Origin of the sequence: Gordonia pseudamarae, from assembly GCF_025273675.1 — a bacterium.
GTDB lineage: Bacteria > Actinomycetota > Actinomycetes > Mycobacteriales > Mycobacteriaceae > Gordonia > Gordonia pseudamarae.
In genome coordinates this window covers 3,851,936-3,868,004 of record NZ_CP045809.1, presented here as the reverse complement: position 1 = coordinate 3,868,004, position 16,069 = coordinate 3,851,936, and the positions used below count along the sequence as shown (strand labels likewise).

General features: G+C 65.4%; 18 protein-coding genes. 13 read left to right on the top strand and 5 right to left on the bottom strand.

Going from position 1 to position 16,069, the window contains the following annotated elements; all coding sequences use genetic code 11:
- Position 1: 1 nt before the first annotated feature.
- The 13 genes from GII31_RS17165 to GII31_RS22520 all read left to right on the top strand — a co-directional run bounded on the left by GII31_RS17165 (position 2) and on the right by GII31_RS22520 (position 7,776).
- Positions 2-1,279 (top strand): sensor histidine kinase, encoded by a 1,278-nt coding sequence (locus tag GII31_RS17165; RefSeq protein WP_213244587.1) that lies wholly within the window; start codon positions 2-4, stop codon positions 1,277-1,279.
- Positions 1,276-2,322, top strand: a complete 1,047-nt coding sequence (locus GII31_RS17160; RefSeq protein ID WP_213244586.1) for a hypothetical protein — start codon at positions 1,276-1,278, stop codon at positions 2,320-2,322. The genes GII31_RS17165 and GII31_RS17160 overlap by 4 nt, the downstream gene beginning before the upstream one ends.
- Before the next feature lie 156 nt (positions 2,323-2,478).
- Entirely contained in the window at positions 2,479-2,853 is a 375-nt protein-coding gene (locus GII31_RS17155) for a LuxR C-terminal-related transcriptional regulator (RefSeq protein WP_213244585.1), read from the top strand.
- A 420-nt stretch (positions 2,854-3,273) separates the two neighbouring features.
- On the top strand, positions 3,274-3,642 hold the full coding sequence (gene rplN, locus GII31_RS17150) for a 50S ribosomal protein L14 (protein WP_213244584.1): 369 nt from the start codon (positions 3,274-3,276) through the stop codon (positions 3,640-3,642).
- Position 3,643: 1 nt separating this feature from the next.
- The gene (rplX, locus tag GII31_RS17145) at positions 3,644-3,961 is read left to right on the top strand and encodes a 50S ribosomal protein L24 (protein WP_213244583.1); all 318 of its coding nucleotides are present in this window, start codon (positions 3,644-3,646) and stop codon (positions 3,959-3,961) included.
- Positions 3,962-3,963: 2 nt separating this feature from the next.
- On the top strand, positions 3,964-4,542 hold the full coding sequence (gene rplE / locus GII31_RS17140) for a 50S ribosomal protein L5 (RefSeq protein ID WP_213244582.1): 579 nt from the start codon (positions 3,964-3,966) through the stop codon (positions 4,540-4,542).
- 1 nt (position 4,543) lies between these two features.
- A complete protein-coding gene (locus GII31_RS17135) occupies positions 4,544-4,729 on the top strand; it encodes a type Z 30S ribosomal protein S14 (protein ID WP_213244581.1) in 186 nt (61 codons plus the stop codon).
- Between the two features lie 585 nt (positions 4,730-5,314).
- On the top strand, positions 5,315-5,560 hold the full coding sequence (locus GII31_RS17130; protein WP_213244580.1) for a FitA-like ribbon-helix-helix domain-containing protein: 246 nt from the start codon (positions 5,315-5,317) through the stop codon (positions 5,558-5,560).
- Positions 5,557-5,952 (top strand): type II toxin-antitoxin system VapC family toxin, encoded by a 396-nt coding sequence (locus GII31_RS17125; RefSeq protein ID WP_213244579.1) that lies wholly within the window; start codon positions 5,557-5,559, stop codon positions 5,950-5,952. The genes GII31_RS17130 and GII31_RS17125 overlap by 4 nt, the downstream gene beginning before the upstream one ends.
- Before the next feature lie 92 nt (positions 5,953-6,044).
- Positions 6,045-6,287: a ribbon-helix-helix domain-containing protein gene (locus GII31_RS17120; RefSeq protein ID WP_213244578.1), complete on the top strand. Its 243-nt coding sequence runs from the start codon at positions 6,045-6,047 to the stop codon at positions 6,285-6,287.
- The gene (locus GII31_RS17115; protein ID WP_213244577.1) at positions 6,284-6,721 is read left to right on the top strand and encodes a type II toxin-antitoxin system VapC family toxin; all 438 of its coding nucleotides are present in this window, start codon (positions 6,284-6,286) and stop codon (positions 6,719-6,721) included. The genes GII31_RS17120 and GII31_RS17115 overlap by 4 nt, the downstream gene beginning before the upstream one ends.
- Complete coding sequence (locus GII31_RS17110; protein WP_213250631.1) at positions 6,682-7,242, top strand: DDE-type integrase/transposase/recombinase; 561 nt, start codon at positions 6,682-6,684, stop codon at positions 7,240-7,242. The genes GII31_RS17115 and GII31_RS17110 overlap by 40 nt, the downstream gene beginning before the upstream one ends.
- Positions 7,243-7,566: 324 nt before the next feature.
- Positions 7,567-7,776: a PIN domain-containing protein gene (locus tag GII31_RS22520; protein ID WP_322973031.1), complete on the top strand. Its 210-nt coding sequence runs from the start codon at positions 7,567-7,569 to the stop codon at positions 7,774-7,776.
- Positions 7,777-7,839: 63 nt separating this feature from the next.
- On the opposite strand, the gene GII31_RS17105 is transcribed toward GII31_RS22520, so the two are convergent.
- The 5 genes from GII31_RS17105 to GII31_RS17085 are packed head-to-tail and all read right to left on the bottom strand — an operon-like array spanning position 7,840 to position 15,851.
- On the bottom strand, positions 7,840-9,048 hold the full coding sequence (locus tag GII31_RS17105) for an MFS transporter (protein ID WP_260840069.1): 1,209 nt from the start codon (positions 9,046-9,048) through the stop codon (positions 7,840-7,842).
- Entirely contained in the window at positions 9,045-9,794 is a 750-nt protein-coding gene (gene narI, locus GII31_RS17100) for a respiratory nitrate reductase subunit gamma (protein WP_213244575.1), read from the bottom strand. Before narI ends, GII31_RS17105 begins: the two co-directional genes overlap by 4 nt.
- A 5-nt stretch (positions 9,795-9,799) precedes the next feature.
- Positions 9,800-10,462: a nitrate reductase molybdenum cofactor assembly chaperone gene (gene narJ, locus GII31_RS17095; protein ID WP_213244574.1), complete on the bottom strand. Its 663-nt coding sequence runs from the start codon at positions 10,460-10,462 to the stop codon at positions 9,800-9,802.
- Entirely contained in the window at positions 10,459-12,123 is a 1,665-nt protein-coding gene (gene narH / locus GII31_RS17090) for a nitrate reductase subunit beta (RefSeq protein WP_213244573.1), read from the bottom strand. Before narH ends, narJ begins: the two co-directional genes overlap by 4 nt.
- Positions 12,123-15,851, bottom strand: a complete 3,729-nt coding sequence (locus GII31_RS17085) for a nitrate reductase subunit alpha (protein WP_213244572.1) — start codon at positions 15,849-15,851, stop codon at positions 12,123-12,125. Before GII31_RS17085 ends, narH begins: the two co-directional genes overlap by 1 nt.
- Positions 15,852-16,069: the final 218 nt, after the last annotated feature.

The following is a 16,069-nucleotide window of genomic DNA, read 5'->3' as shown; positions in this document are numbered from 1 at the left end:
AGTGGGTTCGCAGCTGGCGGCGTGGCGGGACCGGGCCGGCGAGATCCTGATGCGCCCGCGCACCGACCGGAAACGGATCGTCGCGTCCCAGACCGTGCGGCTGCAGGTATTCGGCGGGTACCTGCTGCTCAGCGGTGTCGTGGTGAGCCTGGCGATGGGCGTCCGGTCGATGCCGACCGAGCACGCGGCCGCGTGGTTCGACCCGGTCGCGGTCGCGCTGGTGGTAATCCCGACGGTGGGCGTGGTGCTGGCCGCGGCCCATCGCAACGCGCGCATGCTGGATATCTCCACCCGCATCTACGTGGGCGGATACTTCATCGCCATCGCGCTGTGGGCGGTGGCCTGGGACGGTGTGCCGATCGACGACGTGCGCGTCAACTGGCTGACCAGCCTCATCGGCCTGGCCGCGTTCGCGGCGGTGATCATGCAGCCGTTCGCGGTGGCGCTGTTGGTACTGCTGCTGAGCGTCATCGGCTATGTGTGGATGAGTGCGATCTCCTCGGTCGACGGCCTGAGCCGGGACCTGATCGCGACGGCGATGTGGCCGCTGCTGTTCACCGCGCTGCTGCTGACCCTGGCTCGCAAGACACTGAACACAGTGCGTGAATACGATGACGCGCGCTCGATGGCCATCGAGGAGGCCGTCGAGGAGGCGCGGCTGGAGGCCGGTAATCGCGAGCGGGCCCGTTTCGACGCGCTCGTCCACGACAGGGTCATCGCCACGCTCATCGCGGCCGAACCCGGTGCGCAGAGCCCGACCACGATCGCGCAGGCCCGCTCGGCGCTCAGCGAGCTCGACCGGCTCGCCTCCGGTGGCCTCGACGGGGCGACCATCGGTGACACCGAATCGCTGGCCCGGCTGCGCAACGCGGTATCCGATCTCAGCGACCGGGTGGAGGTACGTGTCGAGGCCCGGTTCGACCTGGGCCGCGAACCCGATGCGGACGGCGGATCCGACAGTGGTCCCGAACCGGTGTCCTACCCGTCGCCGGTGGTGCACGCTCTCAGCGAAGCCGCAGGTGAGGCGGTCCGCAACAGCCTGCGGCACGCCGGGGACGACGCGAACATCGCAGTGCTCATCGAGATGAAGCCGCGATTCGTGCGCGTCACCGTTTCCGACGACGGACGGGGTTTCGACCCGGCGGCGGTCCCTCCCGAACGCCTGGGCATCGCGGTCAGCATTCGTCGCCGGATGTCCCTGATCGACGGCGGCTGGGGCAGGCTGGCCAGTGTCATCGACCGGGGCACCACGGTGCAGGTGGGGTGGAGTGGCTCATGACCTCGATGCTGCGCCAGCGCTATCTGCTCGACCCGCGCCGGGACGGTCTGACCGACGCGATGGGGCTACCTACGTTCCCGTTCCGGCTGCAGGTCGCGGTCTTCGTGCTGTCGTGCGCCGCGCTGGCCGTCGTCGACCCGACACCGGTCAACTGGCCGGTCTACCTGCTGGGGCTGGTGCTGGCCACTGCGGGGGTCACGGTGGCCGCGCGTGCGTCCGGCGACCCGGTCGACACCCGGAGTGCGGTGCTCTCGGCGGTGTTGTCGATGCCGGCATTCCCCGCGATTCTCATCGCCTACGACGGAGTGGCCTGCGCGGGCGCGCTCACCATCGCGGGGGTCGGGGCGCTCAGCGCTGTGCTGCTGATGCTGCGTGGCGCGATGCTCGTGACGCTGGCCGCGATGGCGTTGTACGTCGCGATGGGGTGTGTGGTGGGTATCGCGCTGGGTATCGATCCGGTGCCCCAGCTGCTCCTGCACTTCAACCTGGCGCCCTCGCTGTCGATCGTCGGATTGTGCGCGATCGTGGCCCGTCCGGCGGTGTCGGCGGCGATGGCGCTGCGCACCCAGATCACCCAGGAGGCGGCGGCCGGCGCCGCGCAGGCCGCTGCACTGCGGGAGAGGGATGCCCAACTCGGGCGACTCGACAGCGATGCCCGCGAGATGCTGGAACGGATCGCCGTCGGTGAGGAGTTCAGTATCGCCGACGTCCGGCGGTGCCGCCTCATCCAGGCCAGATTGCGCGACGGCATCCGCGCGCCGAGTCTGGACTCGCCCGAACTGTCCGATGCGGTGTGGGCCGCCCGCGACCGGGGAGTGCGTGTCACCCTGCTTGATGACCGGGCGGGCGGTGCAGACACCATCAAGGAGGAACTGGCGCGGGTCCACGCGTCGGCCATCGATGTCATCGCCGGGGCGAAGGCGACCGACGAGGTGACGGTGCGGGTGCTGCCGATGGGCCGCGAACATCTCGCGACCATCGTGTCCCGGTCGCCGGACGGCGGCGTTCGGCGTGAGTTCTCTCTTGACGGCTCGCTGACCTGACGTTTTTCGTCCCGAATCGCGATGACCCTATTTCTGGGTCTAACGTCCAAGTCTTTCGTCCCATAGTCTCTTCCGCACATGCGAGGACCATCAACTCGACGTTGTTCCGATCATGACCACCAGAGCACTTGATGCCGATCCGCAGGGGGTTAGGACATGGGATTTGACGGTAGGACCTCGGCTCGCGCGGTCAGGAGCGAGGTTGCGGGTGCGCGCCCGGCCCCACTCGGGCGGGAGGCCGTCCAGGACGCGCGACTCGCACGGCTGGCCGACTATCGCCCTCATTCCGTCTTCGGTCAGCTGACCAAACCCGACCTGTCGGCCCGTGAGGTCGAGGTCCTGCTCACGTGGCTGGCCTCGGATTCCAAGGAGCAGGCGGCCGAGGCGCTGTTCATCTCGGCATCCACGGTGAGTACCCACCTCGCGCGCATCCGCGCCAAGTACACCGCGGTGGGTCGCACAGCGCCCACCAAGACGCACCTGTTCGCCCGTGCTCTCCAGGATGGTTACACCAGCCTCGACCGGTGGTGATGCCGTGCTTATGCGGCGGGCCTTGGTTGTTGATGCCTTGACCCCCGTTCTTCCTCCGTCGTTCGCGCGGGCTCCCTTCGAGGCTCGTACCTCGCACCTCAGGACGGCGCCTTCGTCGCCCGGCTTTCTCCGTCGTCCAGAACGGGGCGGCCTCAACAGTCAAACCCGCCTGGGCGACCAGGATTCCGGGTGGCGTTGGTAGTGGCCTCTTACGTTGGTTTGGCATCTACCTGGGTGTTCGCGTACGATTGACGGGTTGCCTACGACGCTGCGTGCGTCGTGAATCGGTTCGCGAACCCACTCCGGCGGTCATCTTGATGGCATTCCCGGCGGCAGGCGCGTGTCCGACGGCAGCAGACCGTGTGCGTCGGGTCGGAAATCCGGCGTACATAACGTTCCAGGTCAAGGAGACTACGCACTGTGATTCAGCAGGAATCGCGTCTGCGCGTCGCCGACAACACCGGTGCCAAGGAAATCTTGTGCATCCGCGTGCTCGGCGGATCGTCGCGACGCTACGCAGGCATTGGTGACGTCATCGTCGCCACTGTCAAGGACGCCATCCCCGGTGGCAACGTGAAAAAGGGTGAGGTCGTCAAGGCCGTCATCGTGCGCACCGTCAAGGAGCGTCGCCGCCCGGACGGCAGCTACATCCGTTTCGACGAGAACGCTGCCGTCATCCTCAAGGGTGAGAGCGACCCGCGCGGTACCCGCATCTTCGGCCCCGTCGGCCGTGAGCTGCGTGAGAAGAAGTTCATGAAGATCGTGTCGCTGGCACCGGAGGTGATCTGACATGAAGGTGCACAAGGGTGACACCGTGATCGTCATCTCGGGCAAGGACAAGGGCGCCAAGGGCAAGGTCATCCAGGCCTTCCCGAAGACCCAGCGTGTCCTCGTCGAGGGCGTCAACCGAATCAAGAAGCACACCGCCGCGTCGGCCAATGAGCGCGGTGCCTCCTCCGGCGGCATCGTGACCCAGGAAGCCGCCATCCACGTGTCCAACGTGATGGTTGTGGACTCCGACGGCAACCCCACCCGCGTCGGGTACCGCATCGATGAGGAGTCCGGCAAGAAGGTCCGGATCTCGCGCAAGAGCGGGAAGGACATCTGAGCATGACCACCACCGAGAACGTGACGCCCCGCCTGAAGACCCGCTACCGCGAGGAAATCAAGGCCGAGCTCAACAAAGAATTCGACTACGCCAACGTGATGCAGATCCCGGGCGTGGTCAAGGTTGTTGTCAACATGGGTGTGGGCGATGCCGCCCGCGACGCCAAGCTGATCAACGGTGCCGTCGCCGACCTGGAGCTGATCACCGGTCAGCGTCCGGAGATCCGTCGCGCCCGCAAGTCGATCGCGCAGTTCAAGCTGCGTGAGGGCATGCCGATCGGCGCCCGCGTCACCCTGCGTGGCGACCGGATGTGGGAGTTCCTCGACCGCCTCGTGTCGATCGCACTGCCGCGTATCCGCGACTTCCGTGGCCTGTCGGACCGTCAGTTCGACGGCAACGGCAACTACACGTTCGGCCTGAACGAGCAGTCGATGTTCCATGAGATCAACATCGACAAGATCGATCGTCCGCGCGGTATGGACATCACTGTCGTCACCACCGCCACCAATGACGACGAAGGCCGTGCGCTGCTGCGTCACCTCGGCTTCCCGTTCAAAGACAACAACGCCAAGGAGGCCTGACATGGCAAAGAAGGCTCTGGTCAACAAGGCCAACAAGAAGCCGAAGTTCGCCGTGCGCGGCTACACCCGCTGCAACAAGTGCGGCCGCCCGCACTCGGTGTACCGCAAGTTCGGCCTGTGCCGCGTGTGCCTGCGCGACATGGCCCACGCCGGCGAACTGCCGGGCGTGCAAAAGTCCAGCTGGTGACCCGCCCGGCTCGCTGAGCCGACCTCGAAACCACCGACAGCTCCCACCTTCGTCTCGAAGATGGGGGCTGTCGGCGTTGTGGCCGTTTCAGGTTGCCGTTGAACCCGGTTTCCGGGATCAACAGCAACCTGAGTGGCGGTCGTGAGCACTACGACGTCATCATCGCTTGCTTAGGACCTCAAACCCGTTGCGAAGCAATAGGTCACGTGCCCCTCGTGACTCCTCCGCTAACGTTCCGGACCTCGGGGATCAGGATGCCGTCCCCATCAACGAATCGGCCGACGAGCTGCGGAGTCATGCCCTCCTGGTGCGAATCGCCTGTGATCTGGTGAGAATCAAGCAGTGCGACAACAAGTCCGACCCTACCGGAGAAGACGTACGTACGCACCAGACGTTGCGCGTCGACCAAGCGGCAGTGGGTGAGGTAGAAGTATCCGTCGGTCAAGCGAACCGCCGCGATCCACACCGTCAACGAGATGATGGCACCTTGTATCGCGGCCGAGCAACTGAACAACAGGGGAGAAAGAGATGACTCAGCATAGTGCCGAAACCTGATGCATGAAAGTAGCATGATAGTCTCATGTAGTGAGCACCCTTCAGATTCGGAACCTCCCGGACGAGTTGCACGCGCTGCTCAGTGAGCGGTCGGCGCGGCTGGATATGTCGATGTCCGAGTACGTCACCAGACTGTTGCGTGACGATCTGAGCCGGCCGCTGTTCGATGACTGGGCCGACGCCATCCGGGGCGACGGACCACGGCGGCCCATCGACACTGTCGGTGCACTCGACGCGGTTCGCGAGGAGTACGACGCCGCCGACGCTCAAACATGAGGCGGGTTGTCGACGCGAGCGCCCTGATCGACTCACTTCTCCCATCGGATCGCCAGGACGCAGCCCTCGCCGCAATGTCGGGACGTGAGCTATGGGCGCCGGCGGTCATCGACATGGAGGTCAGCTCCGCGATATGGCGGCTTGAACGCACCGCGCAGATCAGTTCCGGCGAAGCTGAGCGTGCCGTCGCGGCGCTGTGGACGGTGCCGTTGCGTCGTGCGCAGAACGGGCAGATATCCCGTGCGGCATGGAGATTGCGGAAATCCCTGCGAGTCTCCGATGCGTTCTATGTGGCGACGGCACAGCTACTGCATGCCGAGCTGATCACCGCCGATGCGCGGCTGTCCCGCGCTCCCTCGCTCGTCATCCCGATCGTCGTGCTCCCGCACTGAGCTCGCCGTACTGTCTGCAAAGTATGGGCCGTGTGTCGTCGCCGGATGCGGAGAAGACCACTGGCCCGGCAACAGCAGGTACCATATATGGCATGCACAAGACCACGGTGTACCTGCCGGAAGAACTCGACCAGAGGCTGGAGGCCGAGGCGAAGGCTGAGGGCGTCAGCAAGGCCGAACTCATCCGCAGAGGAGTGACCAAGCTGCTCGACGAGAGTCGTCGGCCCCGGCAGGCGAAACCGTTTCCGGTCTTCCGGAGCGGACGTAGTCGGACTGTCGACGAGCTGCGGGAGGATTTGGTCGGGCAGATCGCCGAGCGTGCCGCGCGTCGATGATCGTCATCGCCGATACGTCGGCGCTCTTCGCGCACTTCGACGCTGACCAGGACGAACACGTGCGTGCTCAGGAGGTGATGGCCGCGGAGCGGATGGTGATCTCGCCATTCGTTCTTGCCGAACTTGATCACCTCGTTCACCGTGATGTGGGGTACCGGGCCGCGGTACTTGCTGTTGAGTCCCTCACCGACAGGATCGCCGACGGCGACTACGTGCTTGCCGCCGTCTCGAACGACGACCTCACCGCGGCGGCGCGCGTTCGACAGCGATACGCGGACTTGAGGCTGGATCTGGCGGATGCGGTGGGCGTGGTGATCGCCGACAATTTCGGCACCAACCGCATCTTCACCTTGGATCAGCGTGACTTTAGGGCGATCGTTCCGTTGACTTCGGGATTCGACAGCTTCACGATCCTGCCCGCAGACAGAATCTAACACCTGAACCTCCCCGGTTTGAGTGGACACCTGAGATAGCGGGGCGAAGGGTCCTGCTGGGAGGATGTCAGCATGTCCAGGACGCGTCGGTCGTTTACAAACACTCACGTCGGGTACTGGGCTGGTCGCTGGCTGATCACATGCGAACCGAGTTGGTCGAGGCCGCCGTGGACGCTGCGGTGTTCACCCGTGGCGGGTCGGTGGCCGGCACCATCCTGCATTCGGACCGGGGCAGCCAGTACACCGGCTACGACATGGCCGCGGTCTGCGGCAAGCACCGCTTGCGGCGCTCAATGGGGGCAACGGGGATCTGCTGGGACAAAGCCGGTGCCGAATCGCTGTGGTCGACCGTCAAGCACGAGTACTACAAGCGCCACGCGTTCACTACCTACGCGAATCTCACTGCGGGACTTGACAAGTACATCCGATTCTACAACCATGGCAGGAGGCACGCGGCGTTGGGCATGATCTCGCCCATCGACTTCGAGATCAGGTCATTGGCAAGTCAGCAATCAAGCTAACCGTGTCCACTTTTCCGGGGTCAAGTCCCGTCGCCCATTGTTCGCCGACTGGGCGGCCGGCGTCCGGGGCGATGGACCCGGCGACCTATCAACACTATCGGTGCGCTCGACACGGTCCGCGAGGAGTACGACACCGAGCCATGAGGCGGGTTGTCGACGCGAGCGCCCTGATCGACTCCGTTCTCCCATCGGATCGGCAGGACGCGGCCCTTACCGCGATGTCCGCAGGCGAGCTGTGGGCGCCGCCGGTGATCGACATGGAAGTCAGCTCCCCGATATGGCGGCTCGAACGTACCGCGCAGATCAGTTCCGCAGAAGCCGAGCGTGCCGTCGCGGCGTTGTGGACGGTGCCGCTATGCCGCGCTCAGAGCGTTCAGATTTCCCGATTCGCGGAGATTGCGGAAATCTCTGCGAACCTCCGATGCGTTCTACATGGCGACGGCGCAATTACTGGATGCCGAGCTGATCACCGCCGACGCGCGACTGTCCCGCGCGCCGTCGCTCGGCGTCGCGATTGTTCTGTTGCCGCGCTGAGATGGCCCGAGCCACATTTTCGACTCGTCGAGCTGATCGCGGCGGGCTCCTCGGCGATTTTCCTCAGGTGCGGTCTTGCTTACGGATGACGAAGGCGGTGGTCAGGGCTGCGGCCACGGCGAAGGCAGACAGGAGCGCCAGGCCGAGGGTGTAGCTGTGGGCGTCGGCGTCGTAGGTGGCGCCCATGACCATCGGCGGGAAGAAGCCGCCAAGCCCGCCGGCGGCGCCGACGATTCCGGTGACCGATCCGACGCGTTCGGGCGGGGCGACCTGGGCGACCCAGGTGAACACCGAGCCGGATCCCAGGCCCATGAACAGCGCCATCAGCACGAAGTCGATGCCGGCGGGAATCTCCAGGGGTGGCTTGGTGAGCATCCAAATCGCCAGAACCGCGGCGCCCGCACACGAAATGAAGGTGATCAGGCGGGGGCCGTATCTGTCGGCGAGCACACCGCCGGCGGGGCGGGCGATCACGGCTGCGATGGCGAATCCGGCGGTGCGGGTGCCGGCGCCCTGGGTGTCGATGGAGTAGACGTCGTTGAGGTAGGTGGGCAGATAGGTGGAGAAGGCGACGAATCCGCCGAACGCCGCCGCGTACAGGAAACCCATCTCCCAAGTGATGGGCAGTTTCGCGGCGCCGACCAATTTCGGCAGCACCGGGTCGTGGTTGGGTGCCCAGCGGGGTGAATCACGCATGAATGCCCGGCAGATCACGGCCACCACGACGAGTACGACGGCGATGATGACGTGGGTGGTGAAGTAACCGAACCAGTCGACGAAGCGCGGGGTGAAGAACGCCGACAGTGCGGTGCCCCCCATGCCCGCACCGAAAACGCCGGTCGCGAAACCACGTCTGGACGGGTCGTACCAGGCGTTGACGAACGGGATGCCGACGGCGAAGGTGGTGCCGCCGACACCGAGGAAGAATCCGGCCACCAGCAGCAGCCAGTAGCTGTCGAGTTCACCGGCGACGGCGATGAGCAGTACGAACGGCACGGTGGCGATCAGCAGCGCCGGGAACATGGTGCGGCCGCCGTAGCGGTCGGTGAGCGCGCCGGTGATGATGCGGCCGAGGGAGCCGACGAGGATGGGGATCGCCACCAGCACCGACTTCTGGCCCGCCGACAGGCCGAGGTCGGCTGCGTACGTGATGGCCAACGGCCCCACCAGGTTCCACGCCCAGAAGCTGACGGTGAAGGCCAGGGTCGCCAGTGCCAGGTTGGTGGCCTGGGCGCGGGAGGTGATCGGGGGTGCGGGGGTTGCGGTGGTCATCGGTCGCGGTCCTTCACTCCGACGGGAGCCCAACCACGCCTGGTGGGCCGGGCACCCGGTGCGGGATGCGGGTCACGGCTGCGGTAGACGATGTAGGGGCGGAACAGGTAGTGCAGTGGCGCGGTGAAGATGTGAATGAGACGGGTGAACGGGACGAGGCAGAACAGGGCCATACCGACCAGAACGTGTACATGAAAACGCAAGGGGGCTTGCGACATCGCGTCGATGTCGGGCTGCAGAAAGAAGATCGACCGGAACCACGGGGCAACGGTTTCCCGGTAGTTGACGCCGACCCCGTGCGGGTCAACGGTGCCGACGAGCGTGATGAACGTGCCCGCGAGCAGTGCCGACACCAGGACCACGTACATCAGTTTGTCGTTGCGGGTGGTGGCCATGAACACCGGTCCGGTGCGCCGGCGCCGGTAGATCAGCAGTGCGCATCCGACTACCGTGGCGGCGGCGGCGATGAGGCCGGAGATCGCGGCCGTCCAGTGGTACAGATCCTCGGAGATGCCGAAGAACTCGGTCCATGATTCGGGGATCACCAGGCCGATGGCGTGACCGGCGATCACCACCAGGATGCCGTAGTGGAACAGCGGGGAGGCGATGCGCAGCAGCCGTGACTCGTACAGCTCCGATGACCGCGTGGTCCAGCCGAATCGATCGAACCGGTAGCGCCAGATGGTACCGCCGATCACCAGAAGCAGTGTCACGTAGGGGATCACACCCCACAGAAAGACTTCCATGTTTGCTATCTCCGGTTCGGTGCTTGCGTCGGCTGTAGCGGAAGCAGCCGGGGATCGTACGGTTCGAGTCCGACGGATTCGAACGGTGTGCGGTGTTGCGCAATCGGATTCAGGTCAGATGGGGTGTCGGGCAAGGTGGCGATGACGGCGGTGAGGGCGTCGGAGTACAGGCTGCCCCGGTCGCGTAGTGCCCGTTCGATCTGCTCGAGTGCGCCGCGATAGCGGGTGAGGAGTTGCAGGCCCCGCTCCTGGTCCGCGCGGGCGGTGAACTCCAACACGATGGGCAGATGGTCGGGCAGTTCGCCGCGCAGGTCGGTGACGAAACCGCTGTCGCGGTAGAGCTGTTTGACCGCGCCGAGCGACTCACCGCGCCGCCTGGTATCGCCGTCGGTCCAATATGTCAGGTACAGGGTGTGATTGCGAGACAGGTCGAACACATCCACGTATGCGTGGCACAGTTCGTCGGGGTCGGCGCGCAGCAGGGCCTCGACGACGTTGCCGAGCAACGCCACCGGCCCGCTGCGCGGTTGTTCGTCGAGGGCCGAGCGGATCAGTGGCAGTAGTCCCAGCAGCCTCTCGTCGGGGTAGCTCAGGCACCACGACGCGCCCTGATGGACGATCCGCCAGTCCGATATCGCGGGTTTGTGTTGCAGCAGAGGAATTCTCATGTCCGTGGCGCCTTCTCCGGGAATAGTCCCGCCGGTGCGCCGTTGCCGTCCCAGTTGAGCAGGTTGGTGCGTCCGGCGAGCGCGGACTTCCCGGTGGGGGAATCACTGGTCTGTCGCTGACGCAGGGCGTGGAAGGTTTCCACCGACACCGGCGCCGGGCGTCCGCTGGCCTCCCCGAACATGCCGGAGTCGAACATTCCGGGGCCGCCGTCGTAGTCGAGCGAACACGCCGTCTCATCGAGACCACCGGCCTGTTCGCTGTGCGCGGTCGGAATCACATAGCGGTCATCGTATTTGGCGATGGCGAGCAGTCGGTACATCTCGTACACCTGCTCCTCGGTCATGCCGACCGCGGCCGGGATCTCGGGCCGTGTCTCGCGGCCGAGGGTGATATCACGCATGTACGAGCGCATCGCGGCCAGCTTGCGCAGCACCCCGTCGACGATGGTGGTGTCACCTGCGGTGAACAGCTCGGCCAGGTAGTCCACCGGAATCCGCAGCGCGTCGATGGCGCCGAACAGGGTGGTGTGCGATTCGGCGTCGTGGCCCTGATCGGCCAACAGATCGACGATGGGCGAGAGCGGCGGGACGTACCAGACCATCGGCATGGTGCGGTATTCCGGATGCAGCGGCAGCGCCACCTTGTACTTCTTGGCCAGCGCGTACACCGGTGACCGCCGGGCCGCGGCCAGCCAGTCGTCGCTGATACCGTTCTCGCGGGCGGCGGCGATGATCGTCGGATCGTTCGGATCGAGCAGCAGGTCGAGTTGCGCCCGGTACAGGTCCTTCTCGTCGGGTGTCGACGCCGCCGCCGTCACCGCGTCGGCGTCGTAGAGGAACACCCCGAGATACCGCAGCCGGCCGACGCAGGTCTCCGAACACACCGTCGGCAGCCCGGCCTCCACGCGCGGGTAGCAGAGGGTGCACTTCTCCGCTTTTCCGGATTTGTGGTTGAAGTAGATCTTCTTGTACGGACAGCCGGTGATGCATTGCCGCCAGCCGCGGCATTGATCCTGGTCGACCAGCACGATGCCGTCCTCGCTGCGCTTGTAGATCGCCCCGGAGGGGCACGAGGCCATACATGAGGGGTTGAGGCAGTGTTCGCAGATGCGCGGCAGGTAGAACATGAAGGTCTGCTCGAAGCTGAACTTGATCGCATCCTCGGACTCTTTGCGGAGCTTGGCGACGATCGGATCGAGGTGGCCGAGTTCGGTCGTGCCGCCGAGATTGTCGTCCCAGTTGGCCGACCAGGAGACTTGCATGTCCTGGCCGGTGAGCAGTGATTTGGGCCGGGCGACGGGAAAGTCGTCGCCCAGCGGCGCCTCGACGAGGGTCTGGTAGTCGTAGGTCCACGGTTCGTAGTAGTCGTTGATGGTGGGCTGTACGGGGCTGGCGAACAGGGTCAGCAGCTTCTGGAGCCGACCACCGGTGCGTAGCCGTAGCTTGCCGCGACGGTTGAGCCGCCAGCCGCCGCGCCACTTCCGCTGATCCTCGTATTGCCGTGGATAGCCCTGTCCGGGACGGGTTTCCACGTTGTTGAACCACACATACTCGGTCCCCGCCCGGTTGGTCCAGGCCTGCTTGCAGGTGACCGAGCAGGTATGGCAGCCGATGCATTTGTCGAGATTCATCACCATCCCGACCTGAGCCATGACGCGCATCAGTAGGTCACCTCCTGGTTGCGTTTGCGGATCGTCGACACCATGTCGCGCTGGTTTCCGGTGGGCCCGAGATAGTTGAAGGCGTACGAGAGTTGGGCGTACCCGCCGATCAAGTGGGTGGGTTTGACCAGCAGCCGGGTCACCGAATTGTGGATGCCGCCGCGCCGTCCGGTGGCCTCGGACTTGGGTACGTCGATGGTGCGTTCCTGAGCGTGATGCACGTATATAACACCTTTCGGCATGCGGTGGCTGACGACGGCCCGGCACACCAGCACCCCGTTGGCGTTGGTGCATTCGATCCAGTCGTTGTCGGCGACGTCGATGGCGGCGGCGTCGTCGGGGCTCATCCAGGCCGTCGGGCCGCCGCGCGACAGTGACAGCATGAACAGGTTGTCCTGGTACTCCGAATGGATCGACCACTTGGAATGCGGGGTCAGGTAGCGGACCGTGATCTGTTGGGCACCATCGGGTCCCAGTGTCGGCTCGGCGAAGAGCCGGTGCATGTCCAGTGGCGGCCGGTAGGTGGGCAACGACTCGCCGGTATCGATCATCCAGTCGTGGTCGAGGTAGAAGTGCATCCGGCCGGTGAGGGTGTGAAAAGGTTTGAGTCGCTCGATGTTGACCGTGAACGGGGCGTATCGCCGTCCGCCCGTCTCGGACCCGGACCACTCGGGCGAGGTGATCACCGGGACGGGGGCGCGTTGGGTGTCGGCGAAGGTGATCCGCTTTTCCTCCGATCCGCGGGCCAGGTCGTCGAGCAGGAAGCCGACGCGCTGTTGCAGGGTGCGGAAACCCTGCACGGCGAGTTCGCCGTTGGTGGTGCCCGACAGTGTGAGGATGGCCTCGGCGAGTTTGGCGTCGGTGTCGATGGCGGGCCGGCCGTCGCCGGCGCCGCCGAGCATCACCCCGTTCGACGTGGCCAGCTTCCCGGTCTGCTCGGTGAGGTCGAAGGTGACGTTCTTGACGGTGAAACCGAGCTTGTCGGCGAGTGGCCCGATCGAGGCCAGCTTGTCGGCGATCGCCGTGTAATCGCGTTCGGCCACCACGAAATTGGGTGCGTTCCGCCCCGGTCGCACCGGATGTTCACCGTCGCGCCAGTCGGCGACCCGCCCGTGCGGTTGCGCCATCTCACCGGGGGTGTCGTGCTGCACGGGCACACTCACCAGATCCTTGCGCACACCCAGGTGCTTGCGGGACAGGTCTGAGAGCCTTTGTGCCAGAGCGTGGAACAGGTCGAAGTCGGTTTTTGCCTCCCACGGCGGATCGATCGCGGGGGAGAAGGCGTGGACGTACGGATGCATGTCGGTGGAGGACAGATCGTGTTTCTCGTACCAGGTGGCCGCCGGTAGCACCACATCCGAGAGCAGGGTGGTGGAGGTCATCCGGAAGTCCGCCGACAGCAGCAGATCGAGCTTGCCCTCGGGTGGGTCGTCGTGCCAGGCGATGTCGACGGGCCGAGGTGTGTTCGGGTTCTCGTGACCGAGCACGTTGTGATGGGTGCCGAGCAGGGTGCGCAGGAAGTATTCGTTGCCCTTGGCTGAGGATCCGAGCAGATTGGACCGCCACAGCACCAGAGTGCGCGGCCAATTCTCCGGGGCGTCGACGTCGTTGATCGCGGGCGTGAGCGAACCGTCCCGCAGCCGCGTGGCCACATAGGATGCGGGGCTGTCGGCGGTGCCGGCCTCGACGGCGGCCGCCGCCGCCTCGCCCACATCGAGCGGGTTGCTGCCGAACTGTGGGTAGAACGGCATCCAGCCCAGCCGCGCCGACTGGGCGATCGCGTCGGCGGTGTGTTTGTCGCCCAGGGAGCCGGTCGCCAGCGGCGAGGCCAGCGATGCGGTCGAGTAGCCGTCGTTGCGCCACTGACCGGTGTGCATGTACCAGTACGACGTGCCGGTCATGGTGCGGGGCGGCCGCGACCAGTCCAGCGCGTTGGCAAGCGATATCCAGCCGGTGATGGGGCGGCACTTCTCCTGCCCCACGTAGTGGGCCCACCCCCCACCGTTGCGGCCCATGCAGCCGGTGAGGATCAGCAGGGTGAGAATGGCGCGATAGGTGGCGTCGCCGTGGAACCACTGGCAGATGCCGGCACCCATGATGATCATCGAACGACCGTCGGAATCGACCGCGTTGCGGGCGAACTCTCGGGCCACCCGGATCGCCGCCTCGGCGGGCACGCTGGTGATCTCGGCCTGCCAGGCCGGGGTGTACGGTGCGTTCGCGTCGTCGTAGCCGGTGGGCCACCGTCCGGGCAGTCCGTCGCGGGCGACACCGTATTGTGCGAGCATCAGGTCGAAGACGGTGGTGACCAGGTGACCGTTGACCCGCACCGCGGGCACCCCGCGGGAGGTGATCACCCCGCTGCCGTCCGGGGTGTCGAACGCGGGGAACGACACCGGAACCGCCTGCGCCTCGGGGCGTTCGAACAGGGTCAGGGCCGGGGTGACGCCTTCGAGGTCGAGGTTCCATCTGCCGTTGCCGTCGGCCGAGTACCGGAAACCCATGGATCCGTTGGGAACCACCGGCGCTCCGGTGCTCTCATCGAGCAGCACGGTCCGCCACGCCGCGTCCTCACCTTCTGCATTCGCACTGTCCGCACCCCCGCTATCCCCGTCGAGGTCTTCTTCTGTCACGAACTTCCCTGGAACATAACCGGTTTCGTGTTCGTCGAGGTGGATCAGGAACGGCAGATCGGTGTAGGTGCGCACATACTTGTCGAAGAACCCGGTGCGCCGCTCGACGAAGAACTCCGTGAGAATCACGTGTCCCATCGCCATCGCCAGGGCGGCATCGGTGCCGGCCTGCGCCGGCAGCCATTCATCGGCGAACTTGGTGTTGTCGGCGTAGTCGGGGCTGACGGTGACCACCTTGGTGCCCCGGTAACGGACCTCGGCCATCCAGTGGGCGTCGGGTGTGCGGGTGACCGGCACGTTGGATCCCCACATCATCAGATAGGTGGCATCCCACCAGTCGCCGGACTCGGGTACATCGGTCTGATCACCGAACACCTGCGGGCTGGCGACCGGAAGGTCGGCGTACCAGTCGTAGAACGAGGTCATCACGCCGCCGATGAGCTGAATGAATCGTGTTCCCACACAATGCGAGACCATCGACATGGCGGGGATCGGGGAGAATCCGGCGCACCGGTCGGGGCCGTACTTCTTGATGGTGTGTACGTGTGCGGCGGCGGCGATATCAATGGCCTCCTCCCAGCTCACCCGCACCAGGCCACCTTTGCCGCGGGCCTGCTGGTATGCGCGACGGCGCAGTGGATCGCCGACCACATCGGCCCAGGCCAGTACCGAATCGCCCAGGCGCGCTTTGGCGTCGCGGAACATCTCGACCAGGACTCCACGCGCGTACGGGTATCGGACGCGCGTGGGCGAATAGGTGTACCACGAGAACGCGGCTCCGCGCGGACATCCTCGCGGCTCGTACTCGGGGCGGTCCGGTCCGACCGACGGATAGTCGGTTTCCTGGGTTTCCCAGGTGATGATGCCGTCCTTGACGTACACCTTCCACGAGCAGGAGCCCGTGCAGTTGACGCCGTGGGTGGATCGCACGATCTTGTCGTGACTCCACCGGTCCCGGTAGAACACATCTCCGGCACGCCCGCCCTCGCGGAACACGGCACGACCGTCGTCGGACTCGTCCCAGCGGGTGAAGAACCTGCCGAGGTCGAGAAGTGCCGTCGCGGCCTTCCCCTGGACATCAGATGAGCGGGCCATGGGGCCACCATACGAGCGACTGCTGCTGTCCGTCGGAGTTTGATTGCACGTCCGCGATACCCACAGCCGTTGTGGTAACTCCGATGTCACAATCGTTCCGGCAACGTCCGGTATGCACAGTGGCTTAAGTCCCTAGCGTGGCATGCATTCATCCCGATGTGTTCCCCTGAAATTGCGCACGAAAGGTGAATAACCCCTCGAAAGCGCGAAAATCACAG

Excerpts from the sequence above, each read along its gene's own strand:
- GII31_RS17160 (WP_213244586.1), top strand. The coding sequence starts at position 1,276 with ATGACCTCGATGCTGCGCCAGCGCTATCTGCTCGACCCGCGCCGGGAC.
- GII31_RS17155 (WP_213244585.1), top strand. The coding sequence starts at position 2,479 with ATGGGATTTGACGGTAGGACCTCGGCTCGCGCGGTCAGGAGCGAGGTT.
- rplX (WP_213244583.1), top strand. The coding sequence starts at position 3,644 with ATGAAGGTGCACAAGGGTGACACCGTGATCGTCATCTCGGGCAAGGAC.
- rplE (WP_213244582.1), top strand. The coding sequence starts at position 3,964 with ATGACCACCACCGAGAACGTGACGCCCCGCCTGAAGACCCGCTACCGC.
- GII31_RS17135 (WP_213244581.1), top strand. The coding sequence starts at position 4,544 with ATGGCAAAGAAGGCTCTGGTCAACAAGGCCAACAAGAAGCCGAAGTTC.
- GII31_RS17125 (WP_213244579.1), top strand. The coding sequence starts at position 5,557 with ATGAGGCGGGTTGTCGACGCGAGCGCCCTGATCGACTCACTTCTCCCA.
- GII31_RS17120 (WP_213244578.1), top strand. The coding sequence starts at position 6,045 with ATGCACAAGACCACGGTGTACCTGCCGGAAGAACTCGACCAGAGGCTG.
- GII31_RS17115 (WP_213244577.1), top strand. The coding sequence starts at position 6,284 with ATGATCGTCATCGCCGATACGTCGGCGCTCTTCGCGCACTTCGACGCT.
- GII31_RS17105 (WP_260840069.1), bottom strand. The coding sequence starts at position 9,048 with ATGACCACCGCAACCCCCGCACCCCCGATCACCTCCCGCGCCCAGGCC.
- narI (WP_213244575.1), bottom strand. The coding sequence starts at position 9,794 with ATGGAAGTCTTTCTGTGGGGTGTGATCCCCTACGTGACACTGCTTCTG.
- narJ (WP_213244574.1), bottom strand. The coding sequence starts at position 10,462 with ATGAGAATTCCTCTGCTGCAACACAAACCCGCGATATCGGACTGGCGG.
- narH (WP_213244573.1), bottom strand. The coding sequence starts at position 12,123 with ATGCGCGTCATGGCTCAGGTCGGGATGGTGATGAATCTCGACAAATGC.
- GII31_RS17085 (WP_213244572.1), bottom strand. The coding sequence starts at position 15,851 with ATGGCCCGCTCATCTGATGTCCAGGGGAAGGCCGCGACGGCACTTCTC.